Source organism: Paenibacillus hebaui (assembly GCF_051934385.1).
Lineage (GTDB): Bacteria > Bacillota > Bacilli > Paenibacillales > Paenibacillaceae > Paenibacillus.
Genome location: NZ_CP196836.1, coordinates 7,161,964 through 7,184,926 on the forward strand (window position 1 = coordinate 7,161,964; position 22,963 = coordinate 7,184,926).

General features: G+C 44.8%; 23 protein-coding genes and 1 tRNA gene. 2 read left to right on the forward strand and 22 right to left on the reverse strand.

Annotated elements, in window-relative coordinates; genetic code table 11:
* Window positions 1-6 precede the first annotated feature (6 nt).
* The 16 genes from ACR32F_RS32200 to rpsF all read right to left on the reverse strand — a co-directional run bounded on the left by ACR32F_RS32200 (window position 7) and on the right by rpsF (window position 17,272).
* Entirely contained in the window at window positions 7-918 is a 912-nt protein-coding gene (locus ACR32F_RS32200; RefSeq protein ID WP_440114951.1) for a DUF2232 domain-containing protein, read from the reverse strand.
* Between the two features lie 5 nt (window positions 919-923).
* Complete coding sequence (locus ACR32F_RS32205) at window positions 924-1,226, reverse strand: MazG-like family protein (RefSeq protein ID WP_024629547.1); 303 nt, start codon at window positions 1,224-1,226, stop codon at window positions 924-926.
* A 202-nt stretch (window positions 1,227-1,428) separates the two neighbouring features.
* A complete protein-coding gene (locus tag ACR32F_RS32210; protein WP_440114953.1) occupies window positions 1,429-1,854 on the reverse strand; it encodes a CBS domain-containing protein in 426 nt (141 codons plus the stop codon).
* A 171-nt stretch (window positions 1,855-2,025) separates the two neighbouring features.
* Window positions 2,026-3,060 carry an LCP family protein gene (locus ACR32F_RS32215; protein ID WP_440114955.1) on the reverse strand — a complete coding sequence of 345 codons (1,035 nt, stop codon included), beginning with the start codon at window positions 3,058-3,060 and terminating at the stop codon, window positions 2,026-2,028.
* Between the two features lie 330 nt (window positions 3,061-3,390).
* Window positions 3,391-5,013, reverse strand: a complete 1,623-nt coding sequence (locus tag ACR32F_RS32220) for an MFS transporter (protein ID WP_440114957.1) — start codon at window positions 5,011-5,013, stop codon at window positions 3,391-3,393.
* A gap of 198 nt (window positions 5,014-5,211) precedes the next feature.
* Window positions 5,212-7,641 (reverse strand): S9 family peptidase, encoded by a 2,430-nt coding sequence (locus tag ACR32F_RS32225; protein WP_440114959.1) that lies wholly within the window; start codon window positions 7,639-7,641, stop codon window positions 5,212-5,214.
* Between the two features lie 115 nt (window positions 7,642-7,756).
* Window positions 7,757-8,647: a D-alanyl-D-alanine carboxypeptidase family protein gene (locus ACR32F_RS32230; protein WP_440114961.1), complete on the reverse strand. Its 891-nt coding sequence runs from the start codon at window positions 8,645-8,647 to the stop codon at window positions 7,757-7,759.
* A 245-nt stretch (window positions 8,648-8,892) separates the two neighbouring features.
* Window positions 8,893-10,716, reverse strand: a complete 1,824-nt coding sequence (locus tag ACR32F_RS32235; RefSeq protein ID WP_440114963.1) for an oligopeptide ABC transporter substrate-binding protein — start codon at window positions 10,714-10,716, stop codon at window positions 8,893-8,895.
* A gap of 19 nt (window positions 10,717-10,735) precedes the next feature.
* A complete protein-coding gene (locus ACR32F_RS32240; protein ID WP_440114965.1) occupies window positions 10,736-11,641 on the reverse strand; it encodes an ABC transporter permease in 906 nt (301 codons plus the stop codon).
* A 29-nt stretch (window positions 11,642-11,670) separates the two neighbouring features.
* Complete coding sequence (opp4B, locus tag ACR32F_RS32245) at window positions 11,671-12,633, reverse strand: oligopeptide ABC transporter permease (protein WP_440114967.1); 963 nt, start codon at window positions 12,631-12,633, stop codon at window positions 11,671-11,673.
* A gap of 7 nt (window positions 12,634-12,640) precedes the next feature.
* Window positions 12,641-13,573: an ABC transporter ATP-binding protein gene (locus ACR32F_RS32250; RefSeq protein ID WP_440114969.1), complete on the reverse strand. Its 933-nt coding sequence runs from the start codon at window positions 13,571-13,573 to the stop codon at window positions 12,641-12,643.
* Between the two features lie 4 nt (window positions 13,574-13,577).
* Window positions 13,578-14,576, reverse strand: coding sequence for an ABC transporter ATP-binding protein (locus ACR32F_RS32255; protein ID WP_440114971.1), 999 nt, complete (start codon window positions 14,574-14,576; stop codon window positions 13,578-13,580).
* A 725-nt stretch (window positions 14,577-15,301) separates the two neighbouring features.
* On the reverse strand, window positions 15,302-15,895 hold the full coding sequence (locus tag ACR32F_RS32260; protein WP_440114973.1) for a M15 family metallopeptidase: 594 nt from the start codon (window positions 15,893-15,895) through the stop codon (window positions 15,302-15,304).
* Window positions 15,896-16,115: 220 nt separating this feature from the next.
* On the reverse strand, window positions 16,116-16,388 hold the full coding sequence (rpsR, locus tag ACR32F_RS32265; protein WP_017691433.1) for a 30S ribosomal protein S18: 273 nt from the start codon (window positions 16,386-16,388) through the stop codon (window positions 16,116-16,118).
* Window positions 16,389-16,444: 56 nt separating this feature from the next.
* Window positions 16,445-16,930: a single-stranded DNA-binding protein gene (gene ssb / locus ACR32F_RS32270; protein WP_440114976.1), complete on the reverse strand. Its 486-nt coding sequence runs from the start codon at window positions 16,928-16,930 to the stop codon at window positions 16,445-16,447.
* A 48-nt stretch (window positions 16,931-16,978) separates the two neighbouring features.
* Window positions 16,979-17,272 carry a 30S ribosomal protein S6 gene (rpsF, locus tag ACR32F_RS32275; RefSeq protein WP_440114978.1) on the reverse strand — a complete coding sequence of 98 codons (294 nt, stop codon included), beginning with the start codon at window positions 17,270-17,272 and terminating at the stop codon, window positions 16,979-16,981.
* A gap of 202 nt (window positions 17,273-17,474) precedes the next feature.
* Between rpsF and ACR32F_RS32280 the strand changes: the two genes are divergently transcribed.
* Window positions 17,475-17,669, forward strand: coding sequence for a YjzC family protein (locus ACR32F_RS32280; protein WP_440114980.1), 195 nt, complete (start codon window positions 17,475-17,477; stop codon window positions 17,667-17,669).
* A gap of 415 nt (window positions 17,670-18,084) precedes the next feature.
* On the opposite strand, the gene ACR32F_RS32285 is transcribed toward ACR32F_RS32280, so the two are convergent.
* From ACR32F_RS32285 to ACR32F_RS32305, 5 genes are all read right to left on the reverse strand, one after another.
* A complete protein-coding gene (locus tag ACR32F_RS32285) occupies window positions 18,085-19,644 on the reverse strand; it encodes an IS1182 family transposase (RefSeq protein ID WP_440114982.1) in 1,560 nt (519 codons plus the stop codon).
* A 193-nt stretch (window positions 19,645-19,837) separates the two neighbouring features.
* Window positions 19,838-19,928, reverse strand: a tRNA-Ser gene (locus tag ACR32F_RS32290).
* Between the two features lie 104 nt (window positions 19,929-20,032).
* On the reverse strand, window positions 20,033-20,242 hold the full coding sequence (locus tag ACR32F_RS32295; protein WP_440114984.1) for a DUF951 domain-containing protein: 210 nt from the start codon (window positions 20,240-20,242) through the stop codon (window positions 20,033-20,035).
* On the reverse strand, window positions 20,232-21,170 hold the full coding sequence (locus ACR32F_RS32300) for a mechanosensitive ion channel family protein (protein WP_440114986.1): 939 nt from the start codon (window positions 21,168-21,170) through the stop codon (window positions 20,232-20,234). Before ACR32F_RS32300 ends, ACR32F_RS32295 begins: the two co-directional genes overlap by 11 nt.
* A 14-nt stretch (window positions 21,171-21,184) precedes the next feature.
* The gene (locus tag ACR32F_RS32305; RefSeq protein ID WP_440120080.1) at window positions 21,185-21,436 is read right to left on the reverse strand and encodes a DUF3343 domain-containing protein; all 252 of its coding nucleotides are present in this window, start codon (window positions 21,434-21,436) and stop codon (window positions 21,185-21,187) included.
* Between the two features lie 165 nt (window positions 21,437-21,601).
* Between ACR32F_RS32305 and yyaC the strand changes: the two genes are divergently transcribed.
* Window positions 21,602-22,207: a spore protease YyaC gene (yyaC, locus tag ACR32F_RS32310; RefSeq protein ID WP_440114988.1), complete on the forward strand. Its 606-nt coding sequence runs from the start codon at window positions 21,602-21,604 to the stop codon at window positions 22,205-22,207.
* On the opposite strand, the gene ACR32F_RS32315 is transcribed toward yyaC, so the two are convergent.
* Window positions 22,182-22,682, reverse strand: coding sequence for a DUF4446 family protein (locus ACR32F_RS32315; RefSeq protein WP_440114990.1), 501 nt, complete (start codon window positions 22,680-22,682; stop codon window positions 22,182-22,184). The two genes, yyaC and ACR32F_RS32315, sit on opposite strands and share 26 nt — an antisense overlap.
* Window positions 22,683-22,963: the final 281 nt, after the last annotated feature.

Sequence of the window (22,963 nt, forward strand, 5' to 3'; positions counted from 1 at the left end):
ATCACCCTATCGTTTTGATTTCGATATTGCCTCGCGAAGCGGGAACGCCAGATCGATAATCCCGATAATCCGAAGCGGCCCAATGAAGAACACTGCTGCCGCAAGCAAATACGGTATAACCGGATTCCATTTTTTTGTATGTGAGAGGAAGAAAAAGAAACCGATGGCTTGAATCATGAAGCCCAGATTGATCAGCGGCGATAGATTCATAGCAATCATGGTCCAGTACGTTCCATCACTCTGTTTGGAGATTACTTCTAAAAAAAGCGCTAGGAAATAGTACCAGATTAAGGCACGCGGCATGCGCCATTCACGTGCAAATGGCAGCCTCGGTACACTCACACCCATAACACTCAGAATCGGACGAGCAATAACATGTGTAATGAGCGCCATCACCAGAGACGTAACAACTAGGGCAAACGGAATCATGAGTTGAGTCTGTCTCGCAACATCCTGAGTCATCTCGGGAGTCCACACAAACCCATTGATCATCTGATTGGATGAATTCGTCAGAGGTTCAATAGTCAGTCTGACCACATCTTCGATATAATTAGACAGGTTAAACTGGAAAATGACACTTCCGATCAAGAGCAACAATAGGTATTCGGCCAGCATGGCGCCACTTCCCACCATAAGTGTGAACAGCGCCGACTTTCCTTTCTTATACGCATGGCCCATAATGATCGCGGGCAGAGTGAATATAAGCAGTAATAGCAGATAAATCGGGTGAAACACGACCAGAATAATCGCTACTGGCACGAGATGCCATATAAATGATTTTACAGGTAATAAAGTATAGAGAATAACTCCCGGAATCATCATGAAAAATATGGCCAAAACCGATAAAGGAGTTAACAGCGAAAGTAGCAAGAGCAGATATACTGCGCTCCAGACAGCTGATTTAAAGCTAAATTTCAACAAATTCACCTCTTACGCATATGATCTTCTAGCGCGGAAATATCTTGGTACCAGTCTTCAAGCTGGTGACCTTCCTGTTTATGCTTTTTCAACTTCTCAACAAGCAGTGCATCCAGATCCTTGAAAGGAATACCGAGCCTGCGGCCCAATATGTAACTACTCATCATCAAACTGGCGAGACTGTCCCCGATCCGGGTCGTACTGCCTTCCCATAACGCTTTGAATAATCGGGATACTTGATCAAGCACTTCGGTTTTCAGCCATTCAATCACTTTAGCACGTTTGGCTACATCTAGTTCTTTAGGCATATTGGCGAAAGTCACTCTCCCCCGAAAAAGCTTTATTCTCCATTATAGCATTAAAAAGGGGGGCCGCAAAATTACCCCAAAAAGCGGAGAAGTCCTCCGACACTTATATCAGGTACGATGCGGAGACCCCGTACAACTAATCATGACACCGAACCGCTGTGATTATCCGTGTTGCTATAACAATGATGAGAATCAAGCCGGCTTACTTGACCTTTATGGATTCCTTCGCCACAATACCTTCACAATATTCAATGATCTGACTCCGTCTTACGATACCAATGAAGCGCTCCATATCGTCCACTACGGGCACAAAATTCTGGACTTTGGCCAGATTAATGAGGTCTTCCATGTTGGCATTAATGGATACGGGCTTGATATCAAGACGAAGTGGAACATCTTTCAATAAAAACTTTGAAGCGTTTTCAAATGTAATCTTTCCCTCGGCGTTCTTCATATACCACAACAGGTCACCTTCGGTAACCGTGCCGATATATTTGCCTTCCTTATTCAAAATGGGCACTGCGGTAAACCGATGATATTCCATCCGTTCCAGCGTTTGCCGCAACGTAGAATCCGACGTAACGAAACTAACCTCTTGTTTGGGTAGCAAAAAAAATGCGATGTTCATACCCTTACGTATCCTCCTTGTGTATTTCATCGTTCAACTTATATCATACGAATCAGAACGCAGGATGTTCCAAAAGGACCAAACTCTCCTTCTACAAAGTAAAAAAACAGCAGCCCGCCAATAAACGTACTGCTGATCGTTGTCTGAAACACACCGTCTGTATGGAATTAGTTACTCAATCTGCTGCCGGTCAGGAATCATCAATTCACCGGCTGGAGTCGATTGATCCATCCAGTTGGTAATCAGCTCTTTGGCATATTGAACATCTTTCTCATCAGCTATGCCATAATAAAGGCCGTTTTTTCGCATCCCCTCGCCCAGAATGGTAAAGCTTGAGATTTGAGGTTTCTCCTGGGTTAGTACCTGTTTAGCCAGATCAATAATGAAGGAAGCCCTCATATCCGTCTGAAAGTTTTCTCCCATAATTTGAATCAATTCCGGGATCTTGCTAATGGCATTCAGGTTAAGCATCTCATTGGCCATGGCATTCAGGAAAATCTGCTGCCGCTTGGTCCGATTAAAATCGCTGTCTTCGCGGTATCTTACATAGTAGAGTGCTTCTTGCCCGTCATAGATCGGCTTACCGCCTTCAATTGTGAACTTCACATGCTCCGGGTTCTTGTTCACAATGTCCTCATCAATCGGCAGCTTCACACCACCAAGCGCATCAACGACTTTTTTGATCCCGTCAAAGTTAATCGTTGCATAGTAACCCACATCCGCATCGAGAAACTTCTCCACCGTATTGATAGACATATTCTCTCCACCGAAGGCGTAGGCATGCGCGAGCTTGTCATAATCATCTTCCCCGTCTTTGTTGGCATCCCGTCCCACAATCTGCACATACGTGTCACGTGGAATGGATACCAGGAGCACACGGGATTCCTTCGGACGAACAACCGCATAGATAACCGTATCCGAGCGGCCACGCGTTTTCTCATAGGCGCGTTTGTCTGAACCGAGCAGCAATACCGAGAATGGCTCTTTGCGGTATACAGTTGGATCTGGTGTGTTATTGCCTTCTTGCGGAACATAAGAACGGGATAAATGATCTTCAACCGAACCGGCGAGGAACAGATCAAATGCCGCTACAGCCAGCTGTTGACGGAACAAATAGCCCCCGATTAACAAAACAACGAGCGATACGAGCGTTATATATAGACCTTTTCTTCTTTTCTTCTTCTTATCTTTAGTTCTGCTCTTCATCCGTCGATTCCTTCTTCACTGTCAAAATGAAATTCAATATTACCTGCTATTATAAGTTGAATCTAATATTTACACCAATGTCCTGACCACGCAGTGATGCGGTGTAATGGTTCGTTCAACTTATATAACATACAATTAAACGCGTAAGATGGCTTGTGACACGGTGTTCTCTGATGTTTTCTCTATCTGAAACGGGACACCGCTGATGCTCGTTCTATTGTAATCATTGCTGGATGATGAAAAGTTACAATACGGTTAAATTGAAAAGAACAGCACCCCTTTTTATTGCCAAAAGGTACACTGTTCTCTTCATTGAGAAATTTCATCCATTCAGTTAGATGATGCGGTCTCCACACGTTCACTCTTCTCTTTATTACGCAGACGTCCCGTAATACGCGCAGCCACCAGCGTGAGTACACTGAAAATGACGGCCGACCAGAAAAGCCCACCATAACCCTCACCCGTCGTTTGGTGAACCGCTTGTAACAGTACATCCCGAACGCCCGGATCAGGAATTTGGGATAGCCCTTCCGTTAGACTGGAAACATCACTTCCTGCCGCTCCACCCGATGCATACTGTTGAAGCATCTCGGGCGGCACCTGAATTCCCTGATCTGCGAAGCCACTCTGAATGTTGGACCCCAGGTTGGAGAAGGAGCGAGCGAGGAAGCCAGCAAAAATGGTAGGCGCAATAGCCATAGCCATCTGGCGGAACAACGAACTGGTCGCTACGGCAATGCCTTTGTTGTTTTCGCCCGCTTGTTCTGTAACGAGCACGTTCACTGGAGCTCCCAGCATCATGCCAAAACCGATACCAACGAGTACACTCGCGATTACGAATTGCCAAATATGCTCTACCCATAGCGGGAACAGCAGGAATCCAATAGCGGATAACAGTCCGGCTACAGATAGCGTCCAGATTGGCCCTTTGCGATCCACAAGGTAACCACCTCCACCCGCCCCGATCCCGGATGCCAGTGCAAGCGGAGTAAACCAGTAGCCTGAAGCTGTATTGGATATGCCGAGGTATTGCTCCACAAAACCCGGAATGAAGATCACCGATGCCAGAATGGCCCCAGAGAAAAAGGCAATCAGCAGCGTCCAACGGAATGAGGCGATACCCAGAAGTTGTGTTGATACAACAGGTTCGCGTTGTGATCCTTCCAGTCTTTTTTCCAGAAAGTAGAAGAGAACCAGAATGACCACACCTGCCAGGAAGAAGCCATAGAACATCGGTGATCCCAGGCTTTGCAGCATGTTTACGCCGTCCAGATTGCTGAAGCTATACATCAGACTGAGCACACCGAGCGTTAGAACCGCAATGCCGCTCCAGTCCACCGCTGCACGGTTCAGTTCCTGCTCTTCATGGATATAGCGGATACCTGCGATAAATAGCAGAATGGCAATGGGCACGTTGATGAGGAATAACCAATGCCAGTTCCCCGTGATATCCAGTATAAATGCACCGATGTTTGGCCCCAGGATCGCAGCAATACCATTCATGCCCCCCAGAAGGCCCAAGGCTGTCCCCTGACGCTCCGCAGGGAACTTGCTTAATACATAAGAGCTGGCAATGATAAAGATCCCGCCACCACCCAGTGCTTGAATGACACGAGCGATCAGGAAGAAAGTAAATGATGTGCTTAGCGCAACGAGTAAAGACCCAATTCCGAACAAAGCCACTTCAATCAGAAACAACTTTTTGCGTCCATAACGGTCTGACAGCTTGCCTGCAATCGGAACACTCACCGCAAGTCCGAGCGTATAGAGCGTAATAGTCCATGCTCCCCACGTCGGCGACACCCCGAACGAAGCGTTTAAGGTGGTTAGAGACGACGTAATAATCCCGTTATCCAGCGCAGCCATAAATACTCCGACGGCAAATAGAATGAGTGGCCATTTCATTTGTTTTTGCACACATATTACCTCCCCGATCAGATCGCAACTCAGCATCGTACAGTTGGAATGATACCAATATATTAAACCCGATTGAATAGTTATGACTCATTGGTCATTTTAAAACAATTCAAATCCATATGTCAATTCATTAGTATGATTACCTGAATATATTTATCCCTGTCTTAAAGCAAAAATAAAACTGCCCCCAGGTTCAACAGAACCTAGGGGACAGCCTTCATTTGACCTCAACTCTTACTGTTGCATCAGATGGCGATTCAGGAATTTCTCAATTGCCCGGTACAGATCAAGCTGATTTTCAACATTGGCGAAGCCATGTCCTTCATTGGCTTTTAACATATACGGGACATCCACTCCGCGTTTACGCAATGCTTCAACAATCTGATCGGACTCAGCTTGTTTAACACGCGGATCATTGGCACCTTGAACCACGAACAATGGAGCTTTCATCTGATCAATATGGAATAGCGGGGATACAGCTGTCAGCAGCTCCTTGTCTTTCACCGGATCACCCATGCGCTCATAGAACATGTTACGCCCCGACTCCCAGTAAGGGGGCAGCGAATCCAGCAGAGTGAACAGATTGGACGGGCCAACGTAGCTAATGCCTGCGGCATAGACATCCGGTGTGAAAGCTAATCCTGCCAGTGCAGCATATCCACCGTAAGATCCACCATAAATGGCTACACGCTTCGGATCAACCGTTCCCTCTTTAACCAGCCAGTTCACGCCGTCTGTGAGATCGTCCTGCATGGCTTTACCCCACTCTTTATTCCCGGCATCCAGGAATTCCTTGCCGTACCCGGTAGAGCCACGGAAATTCACCTGTAATACCGCATAACCGCGACTTGCAAGGAACTGATTTTCCGGATTGAAGCCCCAAGAATCACGGGCCCAAGGACCACCATGTGGAACAACAACCAGTGGCAATGAGGAAGCCTCAGCGCCTTTGGGCAATGTCAGGTAACCATGAAGAGTTAAGCCGTCGCGCGATTTGTACGTAATGGGCTTCACATCAGACATTTTGCTTTCATCAATCCAAGGTGCGGCGTCAGCCAGCTTGTCGAGCTTGCCGGTTTTGGAATCGTAGAAGTAGTATGTTCCCATCGTTTTGTCACTGTAGGCTACAAACATCACCTGGCCTTCATTACTCATGTGGGTCATGCTAACTTCCTTGCCTGGCACTTTCGCCTTGATATCCTGCATCAATTTTTTGAAGTCATTATCAAAAAATTCGTAGTTTACTTTGTCCGTCTCGTAGACAGCTGCAAGAATCGTCCCTTTTTCTTTGGAAGGCACGAAGCTGCTTACATCCACGTCTTTATTTTCATAGATTGTTCTGGTTACTTTCTTGCTGCTTGGGCTGTATTCTACAATGGCCGTTTTGTCCCGCTCAAGGTTGGACACAGCATAGATGTTTTTGTTGTCATACGAGAACATGACTGGAGTAAAAGTCTCCCCAAGTTTCGTTGTCAGCAAAGGCTCAAACTTCTGATCCTCAGAATCACGGTACATCAACGAAGACACATTACCATCACTGGATACGGCAACACGGATTTTGCCTTCGTGATCCGTCAGCCAGCCCGTAATATTGCCCGGGTTCTCTGCGGCAAGCACAGCCTCTCCTGTCTTGATGTTAATACGGTACACATCGAAGGTCCGCGGATCACGCTTGTTCATACCCACCAGGATTTCATCCGGGATATTCTCCAGTGAATCTACCAGGATTGCTCTTGTATTCGGATACGGAGTCAGATCCTTGCTATTCTTACCATCGATATCCGTTACATAAATATGATAGTTCTCATCCCCTGCTTCATCTTTTACATACAGTAGCTTGTCATTGGTTGCCCATACGAATCCTGTGATACTCCGTTCTGTCTCACTCGTAATTCGAACCGGCTTGTCCTGACCATTCTCTTTCACCACAACATTCATTCGGTTGTTCCAAGGCTCCATGTACGCCAGATGTTTACCATCTGGAGACAATTGGAATCCTGCTTGAGCAGGCTGTTTGAAGAAGTCCTCCAGAGGTGTGAGACCTTCTGACTGCACATCGAGTCCAAGAGCCAGATACAGCGCATCGGCGAATTCACCCTGAGTTACGGAATGTTTGGCATTAAACGCGCTACCTTCGATAATAAAATGCTGTTTAACCCGAACAGCGTCATTCGCGTGCACCGCGGGAATCTGATCCGCGTCACTGTACACCACCTGAATTCCGTTATCCTTCAGTTCAAATGCACGAGTGAATAGCGATGCCATCTGTGCCCGTGTAAGTGGGGCATCCGGCGCGTAGCCTTTAGCTTTACCTTGAATAAGTCCACGCTGCTTCAGTGCATAGATGGCAGGCGCAGCTTCATTCTCTGGTAAAACATCTGCAAAACCTGTGAGGACCGCAGGTGCATCAAGTTTAAGAACACGTTGCAGAATGATGGCTGCCTGAGCGCGCGTAATTGGCGCCGTTGACTCTGTCATCCCATCAGAATTGCCATCTATGTATCCCAGTTGCTGTAATGTCTGTGTTGCCTTCGAAGCGATTGTTTCTGCGACTGTCGCCGTAGGCTTCACTGCTTCCGCCGCTTGTACTGCCGGTTGAATTAGTGCGATCGACATTGCCATAATAAGCGTAAGAGCGTATATCTTTTTGCTAATTGCGTTCAAATCATTTCCCCCTTTAAGTGAATTGCATAATAATTTGGGATTATCCGTAAATTATTTTACCATGATTAACTCTGAGTTAACAGCGAGATGGGTCGTGGTTGTGCTATATCTGCACCTACTTCGAACCCGAGAATCCATAATTAAAAAGTTTGCGTGTCTCGATAAAACGTCCTTCACGGCTATCTGTCCCAAATACAACTGAAATTAATCGCTTGCCGTCCCGTTCAGCTGTCCCAACATAATGATATCCAGAATCCTCATCATACCCCGTTTTTAATCCATCATTCCCATCGTAGGCATACGGTCCACCGATGGAGGACAGCATCCAGTTCGTGTTGCTCATATACATTCCTTTTTGATGCATCGATACCTGCATTTGACTGGAGACTCTCAATATCTCGGGGTGGTTATATACCAGGTATCGGGCAAGCTTGCATGCATCTACAGCAGTCATTACTGTCTGCCCTTGTATTTCCTTCGGACGATTAGGCCCGAGTAGTTTTTCACTTAAGCCGGTTGAATTGGTAAAAAGCGTCCCTTCAGACAGCCCAATCTGAGCAGCCTTCTGATTCATTTTTTGCACAAAAGACTGCTCTGTTCCACTAATATGTTCGGCCAGAGCCACAGCTGCGTCATTCGCTGAATAGACGGCTACAATCTGAAATAGCTCCTGTACAGTGAATTGCTCACCTTCTTTAAAATCCAGATGGCTGCCACCTACTGAACTGGCATATAGGCTAATATGGACGGGATCATCCCAACGCACCTCCCCGTTGATAACTGCATCTATCACGAGCAGCTCTGTCATCAACTTGCTGATGCCTGCAGGAGCAACCTCCTCCGAACCATTAACATTGACAAGGATTTGCTCTGAGTTCATATCCATTAATACCGCTGATTCAGCTTTAATCCCCGGTTTACCTACCAACATGTCAGGCTTCAAACCCAAATATATAATGACAAGTAGAGCCAGCAGCATACCTGCCCGTTTCCACCATCTTTTCATACGGAAATCACCTCTTATAGATATAGACGAAGTAAAGAGGCATTTTGTCTGCAAATTTTATAAAAAAAGTTAACTTTTTTTATTTTTTTGTTACCAAAAAAACATGGACCCGATACACCCATGCCAGAGTGTACAGAATCCATGTTTTTAGAGACTTTTCTATCATGACCTAGAATAATCTTTACAATGAAATCTAGCAACCGAATTCGTTAAAGGACCCCAATCCTTATTGTTGCTATACTCAATTACTCTGCTACCATAGCTTTATCTGCATTAACAGCCAAGTCGCTCAAGTAAACGCCTGTTCCATCACCAATCGCAAAGTTCATGACTCGTTTGTTAACTGGCACTACCTCTGCACGGTACAATGTCGGGAATACAGGAACTTCATCAACCATGTACTGCTGCCATTGCTTATAGATCTCTTTACGTTTGTCTACGTCAAACGCTTCGGCAGATACACCTTGTGCAAGCAATTTGTCATTTTCTTCACTGGAGAATCTGGAGAAGTTATACAGCGCATCACGACCATACAGACCGGCCGGATCTACATCGATACCAACCGTCCATGCTGCTTGATACATATCAAGGGTGGGATCATCTTTACCATTGTTACCTACACGGTCATAGAAACTGTTGAATTCAACCATTTCCAAATTTACTTTCAAACCAATCGCTGCCCAAGATTGAACATAATAACGTGCTAATGGTTCAGCAATATCACTCCCTGTCATGGAAGCAAAATTGATCTCAAGTGGTGATCCATCCGGTTTTGTGCGGAACTCACCATCCAGTTTATATCCTGCTTCGTCCAGCAATTTTTTCGCTGCTTCAGGATCATATTTTACGCCCGGATTGCTGGAATCATGGAATTCTGGATGAGACGGTGGAATCAGTGTTGTTGCATTCCAGCGCAAACCGTTGTAGAAACGTTTACCTACCTGGTCATTATCTACAGCCATCCACATCGCTTTACGCAGGTTTTTGTCTGCCATTTTTGCTTCAGGATTCGTTACAACTTTTCCATTTTCCGCATCCCATGTTCCAAGTTTGAAACCGACGTACGTATAGGCACGATCGATTACTCCCAGGAATTCCACATTGGACATATTGGCATTGTCTTTATATTGATCTGTCGGGAACGAATCCACAAGGTCTACGCTACCCGACTTCAGTTCTTGAACAACCGTTGTTGGGTTGATAACTTTCAGAGTCACTTTGTCCAGTTTTGGAGCTCCACGCCAGTAGTCTTCGTTTTTAACGTAGGTTACGGACTCACCTGGAGTGATCGTTTCCACTTTAAATGGACCAAAACCAATTGGTTTCTCGCGTACTTCTTTGGAAGAAGACATTTTCGCTACATCCATATCACCGAAGATATGTTTAGCCAGTGGATATGTCCATACGCCACCTGTCAACAGGGAAGGAGTAGACTCCTTGTACGTGATGCTAATTTGTTTATCACTGAGAACCTTGATTCCAGAGATTGTTTTTGCTTTTCCAGCATGATATTCATCCATACCGACTACACTTGTGAAACTCGAATCGTAGCGAGGGCCGTCATAACCCTTACTACCAATCATTTCATAAGCAAATTGCAAATCTTCAGCCGTAACCGGTTTGCCATCATGCCAGTTCACATTATCACGAATGGTCAGGGTAAAAGTTTTGCCATCTTCCGATGTCTCATATGTTGCTGCACCATCATTCGTATACACATAGTTTTTATCCCAAGTCAGCAAGCCTTCATCAAACCATTGCAAAACTGCTGCATCTGGAGCGCCAGAATAAAAATTGTAGTTCAGTGTTCCTTCAAAGGCTGTATCTGATACAAGTCCGTATGTGATGGAACCACCCTCAATTGCAGTACCTTCGTTCGTTTTGGCATTGTTGAAGTCTTCGATGGAGTAAACGCCCTCTTCTTTAGATGGCTTCTCTTCCGTTTTTGTCTCTCCTGGTTTCGCCCCAGGCGCAGGTGTCGCCTCTTTTTCCGAGCAAGCCGCAAGCACCAGTACAAAGACCAGCATCATCGTGAAAAATAGTCCCCTTGAAAAAATTCCCTTTTTCATGAACCTTTCCTCCCTTTTTTTAACCTCTTCTTTGTCTTGCATCAGTCGCACGCTTTAGGGCTTGTCCGACATTATTTATACTCAACATCAATACCAGAATTAGTACCGATGCGGGTAGCCATATCCACCATCTGGATTCCAGTGTTTGCGGATTACGAGCATAGCTTACGAGTGTTCCAAGACTGGGTGTACTTTCGGGAAATCCAAATCCCAGGAAAGACAGCCCGGATTCGAGGCCAATGTTGGCAGCGAGGTTTAACGTCATCGTAACGATGATAATGGAGCTCAGATTCGGAAGTACCTGTGTGAGCATGATCTTCAGATGGGAGGATCCCAATGTTTTTGAAGCTTTTACATAATCCAGTTCCCGTTCCTGCAGCGCTTTGGAGCGGATCAACCTGGAAATTCCCATCCAGAGAAAAGCAGTCATAATTAATGAGAAAGATATAATATTATATTTGGGTACTGCAGTTACAAACGCAATTACAATCATCAGCATCGGAAGAATCATAAAGAAATCAACAACGCGCATAAACAGGTTATCGATCATTCCACCGAAGTAACCGGATAACAGTCCAACCAAAATACCTATAACCCCAGTCATTAACGTAACAATAATACCAATGGTTAGAGAGTTGCGCGTACCGATGACCAGTTGGCCGAATACATCGCGACCACCGTAATCAGTCCCTAGCCAATATTGTGCGGAAGGCGGTTCATATAAGGCGAACAAATCTACCTTAACAATTTCCGCTTGATCCAGGATCAAAGAAGTACCGTAGACCAGCAATATGACCAGTCCCAAAAATATGAGCGAGATTAGTGCCACCTTATCTCTGACAAGCTCCCTCCACAAAATACTCAAGCTGGAGGGGCTTTTATCAATCTTCTGTGAAGTTATAACGACATCTTTGGCCTTGCTCATCTTATTTTCACCCCGAAATCTTCAAGTTCTTACTTGATCCGAATACGCGGATCAACAATTCCCAGAATAATATCAGACAGCAGCGATCCCAGGATTGTAGCTATGCCATATAACAGGACGAGTGCAGTTACTACACTGAAATCTCGAAGAGAAATGGAGTTCAGGAACAACTGTCCCATACCTGGATAACTGAATATGCTCTCAATGAAGATGGTACCTCCAATGAGTCCCGTAATCTCATAACCGAAAAATGCGGCGATTGGCAACAGCGAGTTTCTTAAAATGTGCCTGTTGTAGATCCGGGATTCCGAAGCGCCCTTGGCTCTCGCAGTAAGAACGAATTCCTTATGTTTGATATCGATAATTTCACTACGCAAGTATTGAACGGTTGATACCGTTGTAATCAACGCCATCGATAGTGCCGGTAATAACAAATGATAGAATTTGCTGGCTACGTAATCGAATGTACCTGGAGTAAGTCCAGGCGCCACACTTCCTCCGGTCGGGAACCAGCCAAGATTGAATCCAAAAATCCACAGCATCACCAGGGCGAAGATAAACAACGGAGCTGCAAAGCCCAGGTAGGTGTAGCCTGTGATCAATCGATCAGACCAGGTGTCGTTGTAACGACCGCTGATAATGCCAAGTGGAATGGCAATTAGATAAGTAAAGACAAGTGTCGCCAGTGCTAGCCAAAACGTATTGGCAACGCGCTGACCAATCAGATCAGCTACCGGCATTTTAAAACGGAAGGATTGTCCGAAATCGCCTTGTACAGCATTTTTGATCCAATCCCAATACTGGACATACCATGGATTGTTTAATCCCAATCGTTCACGCTGTTCCTCCAGTGCTTTTGGATCAACACTCGGATCAAGTAAACCGGTAAGTGCATCCCCAGGCATCGCCTTGGCCATCAGAAAGACCAACAAGCTAAGTAAAAAGATCTGAGGGATCATTATGATAATTCTGCGTACTATCGTTTTCCACATATGGACTTCAACCTTTCTGAGGTAGAGCTACTCGGTGAGTATCGGAAATGGATTTGAGCGAGTATGCAAGCCCTTCCTCATCAAAGAAATTTCGGTATGAATGTTCATACTCGGATTTGACTTGCTGACGGAAGGCTACCATTTCCTCTCGTTTGGTTGGGTCCATATCCGGAATGGCTGCAATAAGACGTTTGGTATAGATATGTTGTGGATTCTCAAAAATATCATCCGTTGTGCCTTGTTCCACATATCGACCTTTATACATGATTCCAATCTGATCACACATATGGCGAATAATGCCGAGGTCGTGACTGATAAACAGATAGGTCAGATTCAATTCCTTTTGAATTTCCTGCATGAAGTTCAGCACCTGAGCCTGTACAGATACATCGAGTGCAGACACCGGTTCATCCGCGATGATCAGCTTTGGCTTCAGTGCAATTGCACGGGCGATACCTATCCGCTGTCGCTGTCCTCCAGAAAACTCATGTGGATACTTATAGATCGACTCTGGACTAAGCCCTACCTTCTCCAAAAGATCTCTGACTTGGCGTTTCTCTTCCGTAGCAGTCAGATGCTCATAATTGCGTAAAGGTTCAGCAATGATGTCGATAACTCGTTTCTTGGGATTCAGTGAAGAGTACGGGTCCTGGAAGATCATCTGCACATCGCGCTGCAGTTGTCTATCTTTCCGCCTCTCTGTAGCCAGATCTCTTCCATTGAAAAGAATTCTCCCAGCTGTCACATGGTTCAGGCCGATAATGGCTCTGCCCGTTGTCGTTTTGCCTGAACCAGACTCGCCAACGAGACCATACGTCTGTCCCTGCTCAATGGAGAAGCTCACATCGTCAACAGCTTTGACACTGCCAATTTCACGCTTAATCAGTCCTCCACGAATCGGAAAGTGTATTTTGAGTCCTTCTACTTCGAGTAATGCCATTATGTTATTCCTCCTCAGCTTGATCAGGGAAATGAAAGTGCTGGTAACAGGTACACCGTACAAAGTGGCCTGGTGCAATTTCATGCATCTGTGGGTTTTCTTCGTGAGCCGAATCATTTATCCATGGAATTCGGGCCTTGAATCGGCACCCTTGGCGAGGAAGATTTTTTAATGATGGAACAATACCTTGAATGACATGTAGCTTTGATTTTTCTTCAGAAATGGTAGGAATAGAGTTTAATAGAGAACGAGTATATGGATGCTTGGCATCTGTCATCAGAGTATAGATATCAGCGATCTCAACAATTTCGCCTGCATACATCACTGCCACACGATCAGCCATCTCGGCTACGACTCCCAGATCATGTGTAATCAGGATGATTCCTGCATTGATTTCACTCTTCAATTCACGAATAAGCTCCAGAATTTGCAGTTGAATCGTAACGTCGAGCGCAGTCGTTGGTTCATCAGCGATCAGCAGTTCAGGTTTATTGGCAATCGCAATTGCGATAACAACTCTCTGTCTCATACCACCCGATAGTTCGTGGGGATACTGCTTGTAAATATGTTCGGGACGTGGGATTCCTACTTGGTTGAGCAAATCAATAACTTTGTTTTTCTTCTCTTTCGAAGATAGCTTGGGTTGATGTAGTGTCAGAATCTCTTCGATCTGTTCACCCATCACCATCAGAGGATTTAATGCGGATAGTGGGTCTTGAAAAATCATTCCCATCTCTTTACCGCGAAGCTTGTTTAATTTATTAGGAGATATATTGGCTATATTCTGCCCTTTATACAGAATCTCGCCTTCGATTTTGGCTTTGTTATGCAAGCCCATGATCGAAAATGCGAATGCGCTCTTTCCAGATCCTGATTCTCCCACAATAGCCAACACTTCATTTTTCTTAACTGTAAGATTAACGTGATCTACTGCTGCATAATAGTCATCTTCAATTCTGAATGATGTAGTTAGATTTCTGACTTCCAATAGCTCTGTATTCAAATCAATCACCCTAACCCCAAAATTTCCGCAGACTGTATTCAAGTGTAGAAGAATGCATCCACTGTATAATGCCATATTTTTGAAGATAACGAACGAAAGTTTATACAAAATACCAATTCATTAGGAGAATCACGTTTCCGAACTGTCATTTAGACCGTTGGTCAATTAATGTCGATAATTCCTAGCGGGATTATAATACATAATAATTAATGTAATCATACGTGTAAATTTAGGTGACGTCAATGCTTATTTTGAGATTTTTGGTATAATTGTTTTTTATAACACAGTTCTGGATATTAGTTAAGCTTTAAAGGTAAATATCAAAGGATTTCGGATAAGAAAGCGCTCTTTTTAAAGTGAGGGTTGGGTATTCAAATGCTTCAATAGACAAATATATAACATTAATATAACACATTATGTGTAATTAAATGTTGTGTTTAGATATATATATAACTATTATGTCATGTTTGAGTGAAGTATTAAGAAGTTTTAAATCTGAGAGTATGCTTGTTTTCTAACTAGATTGTACGGTTATACGTATAACCTCGTTGTTGATCTAAACGGAGTAAAATTTCTAGTTAATATAGTATAGGTTTATTTATTTGCTCATGTAAAGAGCAAATTGTCATCTTTTATCATTTATTTTACAAAAGAATGCAAAAAGCCCTGCAAAGTACAGGGCTTATCTAATATTTATACAATTAGATGTATATATAATAGCTTAATTATTGAGCCTCCGGTGGTCTTTTACCACGCTTTAATTCGTTGATACTTAACCCGAAATCCATCTGCAAGTGGGGGTAGTCCGGGAAGTTAGCCCAATCTCCACCCCAGGTAAACCCTAACTCTTTCGCAAGCTCAACCACTTCCATCCAATCCGCCTTTGCATTACCGTTGTCATCCCGTTCCATATCCCATACTACATCTCCTTCAGGAGTCCGTAGTGCAAAATCAATGGCTAATCCATAATTATGATATGATTCTCCCCCACGAGCATTGGTAACAATATTTCCAGCGCTTGAACGTCCCTGATTAAACAAGGCATCTTGTTCCTCTGTACTGCGGAAACCATGTGTGATAACAACCTCTATGCCTCTTCTGGCTGCTTTTCGAACCAGTAACTCTTCACTTTCCGCTACTATAGGGTGAAGCACGGTAATGGGTACGTTTTCCCGCAAGTTGCTTCCGGGCCACACCTCATAGATATCTCCTTTTTGCTGTAACCACACATATATAATGGAGAGCAACAACGTAGCCATAATCCAGAATCGCAGACTACTCTTGCGTCGCTGTTTAGCTTTGCGTTTTGATGTATTCATACCCACTCCTGATGTTTGACCTATATTGGTTTATATACTTAAGCTGCTGAAAGCTTCAATAGAATAAACTCTATTATAAAACATTTGGCCCTTAATTGCTCTCCTATCGTTCCAACCGTACTATGATCTAATCATCAGAATGACAGCATTTATTCCATTAATATATGCAAAAAAGCAGCCGGCTATAAGCCGACTGCTTTTGTATCCAAGCTGAGTATTACTACTCAGTTGTGTATGGCAATAATGCGATTTGACGGGAGCGTTTGATGGCAATCGTCAACATGCGTTGATATTTAGCGCTAGTACCTGTTACACGGCGTGGCAAAATTTTTCCGCGTTCGCTGATAAATTTACGAAGCAAGTCCGTATCTTTATAATCGATGTGAGTAATTTTGTTAGCTGTGAAGAAGCACACTTTACGACGTTTATTACGACCGCCACGACGTGCTGGTCTTTTATCGTTGTCTCCGCCTTCTCTTTGCTTGAAGCCCATGCTTTTCAGTCCTTTCCTATCGTGTAACCAACAACTCGTTAGAGTATCAGTTCACGTTAAAATGGCAAATCATCATCCGATATATCAATCGGTTTTCCGTCATCGGAAAAAGGATCCTGATTGTTGCTACGCGAATTATTGTTATTGTTCGCGCGCCCGCCGCCTCCATAAGAAGGCTCTTCACGCACTGGTTGCCCACCGCCACCACCGTTGTTATCACGGTTAGCTGACTCCAAGAAACGGACGTTATCGGCAATGACTTCGGTCACGTATACACGTTTTCCTTCGTTATTCTCGTAGTTCCGTACTTGAATGCGTCCTTCGACTGCAGCTAGGCGTCCTTTGCGCAAATAGTTTGCACAAGTTTCAGCAAGCTGTCTCCAGGTTACGACCGGAATAAAATCCGCTTCCCGCTCTCCCCCTTGGCTTGTAAACGGTCTGTCCACTGCCAAAGTAAATTGCGTAACTGCTACTCCTGCTGGAGTATAACGCAACTCAGGATCCCGGGTTAACCGGCCGATCAGAATGACACGGTTCAACAATGTAATCCCCTCCTTCAGAGCGTATTGGTGCATTGATCACGAGTTGTCTTAAGCAGACTTAACGTCGTTCGTAATGAGATAACGAATTACTTCGTCAGAAATCTTCATGAGACGCTCAAGTTCAGTAACAACTGCTGGTTCAGCAGTGAAGTGTACCAAAACATAAACACCATCACGGAATTTCTTGATCTCATACGCAAGACGGCGTTTACCCATAACGTCGTGAGCAGTAATTTCACCACCGCCGTTGGAGATGATGCCTTGGAATTTATCGACTGCAGCTTGAACAGCTTCTTGTTCAATGTCAGGACGAATAATGTACATCACTTCATATTTGCGCATAATTTTCACCTCCTTATGGACTCTGGCCCTCAATCCAGGTTGAGAGCAAGGATCGAGCACAAACTCGAACTATATTAATATAACAAAAACCAAGCCTCAATGCAAGCAAACGTTCCCTGTTTTTATTGGCACATGATCACAACACCAATGGAGCACACTATAGAAGCTACAATAAACGACACTATGCCAAGGAGGTTTTATCATGGGCGAAAAGACCGAGTTTGAACCAGGAGACAAAGCTCCAAACGATGGTGAGTACACTGAAGTTGGTGAGAATAGCTTCCACACGGAGATTAACAACCCGAAACGGGTAACCCTGCAAAAGGGCGAATCCTTTCCTGAAACAAGCAATCATAATCGGAAGTGGAAGAAGCTGACCAAAGCGCGTGTCCACTAATCGCAGTTCTTTTTATCAGAACAATGTATATAAAAAGAAATAATGCACATAATACAATTAAGCGGTGCAGGAGAGAGGTGTGGTTCCGTTGGACAACGAAGCCGAACATTCACTGTTGGAGATTCATCACGTAATTTAAGAAGCACGTTGGTTGTGTAAGGCCCTTCGTCTTTGAGCACGAGTATTGCGTCAGCAGTATGCCAGGTTTCTGATCATTACGACCGATTGTTTCCTAACAAACCGAATGCACCGCTGAATGGAGAGCCCTTCGGGGCTCTTTGTTTTTTGTTTCGCGCGTTTCACGGACTCCACTGACTAAAGTCTAAACAAAAAAAGGGGCTGTCTCAAAAGCCTTAAAAAACGTATCGGCAAAAAGAAATAACACCCATACGTTCAAAAGGGACGAAGCAGAGGTTTATCCTGCTTTGTCCCTTTTGCGTTTTTCCGTCATTGCGGCCTTTTTAAGCAGATTGTGGGCGAGGCAAAGCCACCCGACCTCCAAGCTTACTTTTTGCAAGCCGCGAAGCAGGAATTTTCGGAATGCCCGGTTGTTTTTGATTTGTCCAAACACGCTTTCTGGCTCTGTCATGCGCCGAACCGAAAGGGTGTATCCTTCCTCGCTACGCAGTCGTTCCCGCATGTTGTTTTTTTGCCGCATATAGGTCAGACTGATCGCGATCTCCCGATTGCCTTTGGCTTTGGTGCATTTCGTTTTGAGGGGACAATCGCTACAATCTGCACTTCGATAATGGCGTGTTCGAATCGTGTAGCCACTCTCCGTGAACGTCTCGCTTTCGTACCGAAAACGTAACGTCTTCCCAGCCGCACAGGTCCATGTATCTTCCGTTTCGTTGTAGCTCCAGTTATCCACTTTGCCAATCGCTTGCTGAAAGGCTCTCGTTTTCTCCTTGTGGTACGTCCCGTATTTGACGATTGCCTGGATGTTTTGCTCTTCGAAATAGCTGTAATTTTCTTCGCTTCCATATCCTGCATCGGCAATGACGATTTTCGGTCGTCTACCGAGCGTTTCTTCCACATGCTCCAGATGCGGCTTCAGACATTTGGTATCGGTAGGCCGTTGATGTACACTGTAGCCCAAAATAAACTGGTTTTCCGTTCCGATCTGCACATTGTACCCTGGCTTCAATTGACCATTTCGCATATGGTCTTCTTTCATTCGCATGAACGTCGCATCTGGATCGGTTTTGCTGTAACTATTGCGCTCGCCAGCGGTTTGGATCTGATGCTCATACTTCTGCAGCCGCGGTAGCAAGTCCTTCCGCAACTGGCGTACCGCTTTCTTTAATGTTTTGTTCTTCGGTTTTTCTTGTAAAGATTCCTCCAGTTGCTTAACGGCTTTTTCCAGCTTTTCTGCCGTGAGCGCAGAAGCTTCACCGAGCTCAGGAAGGTCTGTACCCGTGTGGAGCGCATCTTCTTCACCTTCAGCCGCTTCGATGGCTTGGAACAGGGTATGTACTTTTTCTTGCAACTTGGCCTGGTACTTGACGACAGCCTTTTTCCAGACGAAGGTGTACCGATTCGCATTTGCTTCAAGCTTGGTTCCGTCCAGAAAGTAGTGTTCCAAGGATACGTATTGCTCCTGAACCAACAACTCCAGCACATGGGTAAACACGGTTTCCAACACCTTTTTCATCCGCTCCGAACGGAAGCGATTGATGGTCCGAAAATCCGGTTGTTGCCGCGCAGCGAGCCACATGAACATGATATTTTCGCGAACGGCCTTGGCGATTTTCCGGGAAGAATAGATGCGCTGGGTGTAGGCGTAGATGATGATTTTGGTGAGCATTTTGGGATGATAGCTATGGCGGCCCCCGCCAGGATACGCCGAGTTGAAAATGGAATCGCTCAGGCGATTGACAGCGTCATTCACAACACGAACGAGGTGATTTTCGGGGATATCTGTCTCCAAATCCATTGGCAAGAAAAGTTGATCCATGGTATATTGAATGTACAAAAGAAGCCCTCCTTAGAAATGGTTGCTCGACACTTCCATTTTACCAAGGAAAGGCTTCTTTTTGTTTTACAATTTGGAAAACAGGGCTGTCCCTAGCCATTTTTATGACTTATGGGACAGCCCCTTTTCTAACTTTTATAGAACTCAACGCACGTTGAGCAAATTACGATTTAATCTATCCAAGAGCTATAAGTGGCGGAAAGGGTGGGATTCGAACCCACGCACGCTTTGACACGCCTAACTGATTTCGAGTCAGCCCCCTTGGGCCTCTTGGGTACCTTTCCGCAGCATTAATGATTATAGCATGATCATATACAGAACGCAATACTTAAGCTGCGCCTACAATGAAAACGTTATTATGAATAGTGTGTAAGGAAAATCCATATCTTTAGGAGCCCGTTGAATCCTCTGCTGAGCGCAGTACCTTTTTCATGTTTTTCTCAAACTTTGCTCTGGGAATCAACACACTATGTTTACACCCTACACACTTGATCCGAATATCCATACCCATCCGAATAATCTCCATTTCATTACTTCCACATGGATGCTGTTTCTTCATCTGTACAATGTCCCCGAGTTGGAAACTTTTACGCTCCACCTGTGCCATCCCCCTCATCCTTCTCCTGAGCTGCTGCTTGCTCCAACACTGCCTGTTTACTCATATCCTGATACTCCAGTGACTTCTTCACATCACCCTGAATCTGACGCTCTACAGAGGACCGGGAGTTTGGCATACACTCAGCTACAATGCGAACCACATATTCCGAAGTAGACATCGACTGGATGCCGAGCACATCTGGAACTTTAACAATATTCAGATCACGTGCTTCAATCCCAACCAGAGCCTGCTTCACCAAATGAACGGACTCGTCCAAGCTCTGTTCAGCCTTCATCGGAATGTCTACAACCGCAAGCGAATTGGACATGGAGAAGTTTGTTACACTCGCAATTGTACCATTTGGAATGATGTGTACCTCACCCTGCCAACTGACCAATTTGGTCGTTCTTAGTCCGATAATCTCTACCGTTCCTTTATAGGTTCCTGTCTGAATAACATCTCCTACAGCGAATTGGTCCTCCAATATAATGAAGAAACCGGTAATAACATCCTTCACCAATCCTTGAGCGCCAAATCCAATAGCAAGTCCAAGAACGCCGGCACTAGCTAACAATGGCGCGACTTCCACATTGATCTCAGATAACAGTATCAGAATCATAATAAAATTACATGTTATAGAGGTCGCATTTTTCAACAGTTCCCCCACGGTGTAAAACCTGCGCGGGTTCACTCGAATCCTGCCTTCCTGCTTCCTCTGCATGGTGCGATCTATAATGCGGGATACAATCTTAATCACAACTCGGGTGATGATAAAAATAATAAGAATTCGGATAGAGCTGAACAGGATATTGAACCACATATCTGCATCAGCGACTTTGTTCCATATTTGATCTGTCCAACGAATAGCTTCACTTACGGCCGCTTCCGCAGTCCCACCACCCGTTTCAGCAAACTTAAACGGCAACATCAAGCCAACCTCCTCTACATGGGTATGTTATCATAGCTGTCTTCAGTTTTGAAATAGAGGCCCCGGATCTCTACAAACTCGTTGCGAATAATCTGCTTCACTCGCTCCAGATCTTCTTTTGGAAACTGTATACATAGAGCACAGCCCGCTGTGATCTCTTTCGGTGTTGGGAATAGATCGATCTCAATCTCAGCAAATTCCAGTAGCATTTCTGCCCGTAAAGCCTGCTGGGTAGAATCAAAAGCAATAAGCATCCAATTATCCATCCACTCGTCCATATGCGGCTCCTTTCGCAGTAAATCCATAGCCTCTTTTTGCCTTACGGATACAATCGGTACATTCCCTTTGAAAAAGCTTGTCCCCACGAAGTATAAAACGTTCTATCCTTCCATATACTGTTACTACTATTTCAAGGGGAAAGGATAGATCCTATGAAACCCACTTCGCACTCCTTTTCATCTCAAGACATGACCAGTCTGAAAATTTCACACACTGATCCTGGCATTCACTCTGCCATTATTCATCGTTTAATGTTCCATCTCTATAAAGCTCATTCTCTGCAAAATGTAGTCGTTGTCTGCATCGGCACGGATCGCTCTACCGGGGACTGTCTTGGTCCTCTCGTCGGCTCGTCGCTTGCCAAGTGGGACAGCCCTCTGTTTCATCTCTATGGTACTTTGGATGAACCCGTACACGCGATGAACCTGCAGGATACCCTTCATAACATACATACCACATATCATAACCCTTATGTGATCGGCATTGATGCCTGCCTCGGACAATCATCCAGTGTTGGATGTATCCAGGTCGTGAATGGGCCGCTCAAACCGGGAGCGGGTGTAAATAAAGAATTGCCGCCGGTCGGCGATATCCATCTAACGGGTATCGTTAACGTCGGCGGCTTTATGGAATACTTTGTTCTGCAGAACACACGTCTCAGTCTCGTCATGCGGATGTCTGAGATTATATCAAGCAGTCTCTATTCAGCCATTCGCGAATGGCATACACGCTCTACTCTGCTTGCTGTGCCAGAGTAATTGCTTCCTTCTCCTCAGGGGAAAGTGTATACGTTGACTCTCCCCCTTTAAGAGGTTTCGCATATACATACGAACCGTCACGGTTATATATACCGGTTAGCACCATGCCATCCTGGTTATCGTTAACCATAGCCATTGAGAAACTCAGATCACTACCTCGTTCCCCATAAGCGTTGTACCTTTTCACGCCCACTTTACCTTTAATATGAGTCAGCTTCTGCATGACATCCTGTAACTGATTTGTTTGCAGCTTATGCTCATCTTCAATGCTGTCCATCTGGATTTTCAGATTGATCAACAACGATTCCAAATCCTCTACTCCAGTGCCAGCCATCATGGCTTCATATTTCCGTTTAAACTTCCGTAATTTTGCACCTTGAGCGATACTTACGCTTAGCAAGATCACCATAAGTAATGCCATTCCGCCAATAATCCATAACAGCTGTTCCAGGATCAGCTCATTTAGTTCAGCCATGTAGTGCAACTACCCCTCCGTCGATTTGTCCAAGATTAACGTCTGTAGTTATGAAGCCTGCCCACATTATCGTTTTATTTGAACCTTATTTGGTTTGTTCATATTTATTTTAGCATTTTGCATCAATCGGTTTCCATCGCTCATGGGTACAAGATCTATATAAATTGAACTAAAAAATATTTACACCTGCCACTACGATGACAGAACAACCTTCCAACGCTGTTATCCCCAGATTTTTTGATTCCTTTTTAAAGGGGAAAACCCAGGGATAAAGGCGAAGC

What these genes read in the sequence shown, in the direction of transcription:
- ACR32F_RS32205 (WP_024629547.1), bottom strand. Translation starts at nt 1,226, where the DNA reads ATGCCTAAAGAACTAGATGTAGCCAAACGTGCTAAAGTGATTGAATGG.
- ACR32F_RS32210 (WP_440114953.1), bottom strand. Translation starts at nt 1,854, where the DNA reads ATGAACATCGCATTTTTTTTGCTACCCAAACAAGAGGTTAGTTTCGTT.
- ACR32F_RS32215 (WP_440114955.1), bottom strand. Translation starts at nt 3,060, where the DNA reads ATGAAGAGCAGAACTAAAGATAAGAAGAAGAAAAGAAGAAAAGGTCTA.
- ACR32F_RS32220 (WP_440114957.1), bottom strand. Translation starts at nt 5,013, where the DNA reads ATGCTGAGTTGCGATCTGATCGGGGAGGTAATATGTGTGCAAAAACAA.
- ACR32F_RS32230 (WP_440114961.1), bottom strand. Translation starts at nt 8,647, where the DNA reads ATGAAAAGATGGTGGAAACGGGCAGGTATGCTGCTGGCTCTACTTGTC.
- ACR32F_RS32235 (WP_440114963.1), bottom strand. Translation starts at nt 10,716, where the DNA reads ATGAAAAAGGGAATTTTTTCAAGGGGACTATTTTTCACGATGATGCTG.
- ACR32F_RS32240 (WP_440114965.1), bottom strand. Translation starts at nt 11,641, where the DNA reads ATGAGCAAGGCCAAAGATGTCGTTATAACTTCACAGAAGATTGATAAA.
- opp4B (WP_440114967.1), bottom strand. Translation starts at nt 12,633, where the DNA reads ATGTGGAAAACGATAGTACGCAGAATTATCATAATGATCCCTCAGATC.
- ACR32F_RS32250 (WP_440114969.1), bottom strand. Translation starts at nt 13,573, where the DNA reads ATGGCATTACTCGAAGTAGAAGGACTCAAAATACACTTTCCGATTCGT.
- ACR32F_RS32260 (WP_440114973.1), bottom strand. Translation starts at nt 15,895, where the DNA reads ATGAATACATCAAAACGCAAAGCTAAACAGCGACGCAAGAGTAGTCTG.
- rpsR (WP_017691433.1), bottom strand. Translation starts at nt 16,388, where the DNA reads ATGGGCTTCAAGCAAAGAGAAGGCGGAGACAACGATAAAAGACCAGCA.
- rpsF (WP_440114978.1), bottom strand. Translation starts at nt 17,272, where the DNA reads ATGCGCAAATATGAAGTGATGTACATTATTCGTCCTGACATTGAACAA.
- ACR32F_RS32280 (WP_440114980.1), top strand. Translation starts at nt 17,475, where the DNA reads ATGGGCGAAAAGACCGAGTTTGAACCAGGAGACAAAGCTCCAAACGAT.
- ACR32F_RS32300 (WP_440114986.1), bottom strand. Translation starts at nt 21,170, where the DNA reads ATGTTGCCGTTTAAGTTTGCTGAAACGGGTGGTGGGACTGCGGAAGCG.
- ACR32F_RS32305 (WP_440120080.1), bottom strand. Translation starts at nt 21,436, where the DNA reads ATGGATAATTGGATGCTTATTGCTTTTGATTCTACCCAGCAGGCTTTA.
- yyaC (WP_440114988.1), top strand. Translation starts at nt 21,602, where the DNA reads ATGAAACCCACTTCGCACTCCTTTTCATCTCAAGACATGACCAGTCTG.
- ACR32F_RS32315 (WP_440114990.1), bottom strand. Translation starts at nt 22,682, where the DNA reads ATGGCTGAACTAAATGAGCTGATCCTGGAACAGCTGTTATGGATTATT.